At 63.5% G+C, this 3,250-nt stretch carries 4 protein-coding genes; 3 read left to right on the top strand and 1 reads right to left on the bottom strand.

Annotation, left to right across the window (positions count from 1 at the left end; translation table 11 throughout):
* The first annotated feature begins 61 nt into the window (after window positions 1–61).
* Window positions 62–544 (top strand): hypothetical protein, encoded by a 483-nt coding sequence (locus tag LQV45_RS22380; protein WP_230008881.1) that lies wholly within the window; start codon window positions 62–64, stop codon window positions 542–544.
* A 237-nt stretch (window positions 545–781) separates the two neighbouring features.
* On the opposite strand, the gene LQV45_RS22375 is transcribed toward LQV45_RS22380, so the two are convergent.
* Window positions 782–1,105 carry a transposase gene (locus LQV45_RS22375; RefSeq protein WP_230008880.1) on the bottom strand — a complete coding sequence of 108 codons (324 nt, stop codon included), beginning with the start codon at window positions 1,103–1,105 and terminating at the stop codon, window positions 782–784.
* Window positions 1,106–1,632: 527 nt separating this feature from the next.
* Between LQV45_RS22375 and LQV45_RS22370 the strand changes: the two genes are divergently transcribed.
* Window positions 1,633–1,920 (top strand): HU family DNA-binding protein, encoded by a 288-nt coding sequence (locus tag LQV45_RS22370; protein ID WP_011776355.1) that lies wholly within the window; start codon window positions 1,633–1,635, stop codon window positions 1,918–1,920.
* Window positions 1,921–2,152: 232 nt separating this feature from the next.
* A partial coding sequence (locus LQV45_RS22365; RefSeq protein WP_374208274.1) for a copper resistance D family protein occupies window positions 2,153–3,250 on the top strand: 1,098 nt, incomplete at its 3' end.

Raw genomic sequence — 3,250 nt, 5'->3', positions numbered from 1 at the left:
ACTTATTAGGTTCCTGGCGTTGTGCAAGTATTAGTCCACTGACCTTTGGGGGTGTCCGGTGATGATCACAGGCAAGTTCAAGTACGCCGCTACTACCACAATGCTGGGGCTGATCTGCGTCCTAACAGCCTGTGGCATGGAGGCGCAGCAGTCCTCCAATGCCCAGTCCTCGCAGTCCCCGCAGCATACGGAATTAGGCTCTATCGAGGAAGCCCGCCGAGCCGTTGCCGATGTCATTGGCTGCGAGGAAGCGCCCAAAACGGCCCCAATCATCAATCCGGAGCTGGCCGGTTACACGGCCGAATACGCCGTCTGTTCAAAACGTGTCCAGGTCGAGTGGTTCAAGACCGAAGAGGCCCGAAATGCTGAGCAGCAGCTGTATGCGGACAGCACCCAGCCTTTAGCCATCGTGGAGGGTAAAAACTGGATGGTCGTGGACATGTCCGAGGCACTTCAGGAGTCTCCGAGCGGTATGGACTTGAAGGGCCTGGCGCAAGAGCTCGGCGGCCAGTTCAAATCCTTGAATGGTGCCAAGCAGTCTTAGAACACCAAGAGTTAGGCCTCATCAGTACGTGGGTGCAGGGTGAGCGTGGTTGAGAGCGCGGTAGATCTGGCGAGTGATGTATCTCTTGAGGCTACGAATGATCTCCTTCTTGGTTCGTCCTTGGCTTGTTCGTTTGGCGACATAGTTCTGGGTGCTTTGGTCACGCTTCATTCTGATGAGGGCGATGGTGTAAATCGCTTTGCTGAGTTGGCGGTCCCCACCTCGGTTCGAGCGGCATCAGGTGCTACTGCCCGATGACGCCGGGACCGGGCAGGTGCCGGCCAGGGCTGCGAACGCCGCTTCGGAGCGAATCCTCCCGGTGTGTGACCATGCGGTCAGGATGATTGCGGCAAGCACGGGTCCAATGCCGTAGATACCCAAAAGAGCCGGGTGCACTTGCTGCACAAGGGACTCGAGTTCGTCGTGGTTCCTGGCCATTTGCTCCTGCAGTATCAGGATCTGCTTCGCGAGCCGCGTTGCTTCGCAGCGGCAGGTTTGAACTCCGAATTCCTCGTCCCGTTCCCTCCAAGCTGCGATGGTGTTGATCTGTGTGACGGTCAAGGGCTTACGGGCGTCGACGCCGAGGTCGACGACGCGGAGGAGTGCGGTGAGAGCATTAATGGCTGCGGTCCGTTCCCTGGCGAACCGATACCGGACCCGGCTAGGGCGGACATATCCAAGCAAGCGCACTTCGGGAGATTCCCCTCGGAGGCAATACCATGGGTGAGCCACGCCCAAGCCAGGCCACAGCACCAGACTGCCGGCCACTCACAGAGCAGCCGGGTAAAGACTTACAGACCATGGGACGGGTCAGCAGCGGGCAGCGCCCGGGGTGGCTACCTGGCGGCACAAAGTACGCCGGCGGGGACCGCGGCGGAACTCGGTGAAACGGCGCCGACGAGGGGGCTTCCGCTCTCGGCGCAATTTGACGGCGATCGGCGCCCGATTCCAGTGATTTTCCCCAAAAAAGGCCGAAAACACGCGGAATTTGCCACCTCTGAGGCGCCAAGCTGGTAAGTTTTCGAACAGTGGTTTGTACGCATGCCGTGTGCAGGCTCCAAAAATCGTGACCGTCCAGGAGGACATAAATGGCTAAGAACCGTAGTGAACTTGTTGCAGAGGTAGCAGGCAAGGCCGGCACCAGCCAGGCAGCAGTCAACTCCGTGCTCGACGCACTGTTCGAGGTCTTCGAGACCTCCGTCGCCGCGGGCGAGAAGATCACCATCCCGGGCTGGCTCGCCGTAGAGCGCACCGACCGTGCAGCTCGCACCGGCCGCAACCCGCAGACCGGCGAGACCATCCAGATTGCCGCTGGCCACAGCGTCAAGCTGACCGCCGGCTCCAAGCTGAAGGCTGCAGTCGCCAAGAAGAAGTAGTCTTCTTCGCAGGCTTGAAAGGAGCGGCAACCCTCGGGTTGCCGCTCCTTTTGCGTCCCCGGCCAGTCCCCGGCCAGTCCCTAACCCGGTCCCTAATCGGTCTTAGCCCGGCCGGGCGGCCTTCCCGACGAATCCGCAGTCCTTTGAAGGCCGGGCCGGCTTGGCGGATCCCCAGAGGCCCAGCCGCCGGGGCCGATTCGCTGAGCTAGGCGGCGTAGCGGACAATGGAGGTGTGCCTTCCGCAGTAAATCCCACGCCCACAACCGCAGCGCCCGTTCCCCCCGGGGACGCACGCGGCCCTGGCTCCGGTCCCGCCGGGATTGCCCGGCCTTGGCTGATCGCAGGCCTTGGCGCGTTGTTTATTGGCCTGGTAGCGGCACTTATCTTCTCCGGCGCAGCAGCCGCCCGCGAGGTCTCAGATCCCGGGGCCCTGGTGCGCTGGGGGCTTCCGGTGAGCAAAGCAATCCACAACGTCGCTGTCGCCACCGTGATCGGCGGCCTGATCTTCGCCGTCGGCATCCTGCCGCGAAACAGGAACGGCTCCCGGTCCAAGGAGCAGGACGCCCCGGAACATCCGGCCTTCACCCGGGCGCTGGCCGTGGCAGCGGCCGCCGGCGCCGTCTGGACGCTGTCCGCGATCACCGTGCTGGTCCTGGGCTACGCGGACATTGCGGGGCAGGGCATCTCCGGGGATCCGGAATTCACCCGCTCCCTCGTTTACTTCATGACGGACATCGAAACCGGACGCGCGTGGCTGGCTGTCGTAATCATCGCCGCCGTCGTTACCACCGCCCTGTTCGGAGTGCGCTCCCGCGGCGGCCTGGCACTGACACTGGTCCTTTCGCTGATCGGTCTGGTTCCCGCTGCCCTGATCGGACACTCCTCCAGCTCCAGCGACCACGAGGGCGCCATCAATTCGCTCGGCCTGCACCTGGTCGGCGTATCGGCCTGGGTGGGCGGCATCATCATGCTCGCGGTCCTCTCCGGGGTCCTGGAGGGCACGGGCGCCGGCGGCCGCACCTCGGGGGCAGCTTCGGGGACTGCAGACATCACCGAGCCAACCCTGCGCCGGTTCTCATCCCTGGCCGGCTTTGCCTTCGCGCTGGTCTTCGCCTCAGGCGTGATCAACGCCAGCATCCGCCTCACCACATGGGCAGACCTCTTCGGCTCCGCCTACGGGCAACTGATCCTGGCCAAGACGGCAGCGGTCCTGGTGTTGGGCGGCATCGGGCTCATGCACCGCCGCTGGGTCATCCCGCAGCTGGGCAACCGCGCCATGGGCAGGTCCGCGCGGCGGGTGCTGTGGCAGTTGGTGATCGTGGAGCTGATC

The sequence above is a fragment of the Microbacterium sp. Bi128 genome, from assembly GCF_918698205.1.
Note: the sequence above shows the minus strand (reverse complement) of the source record. Positions and strands in the feature narration are given on the sequence as shown.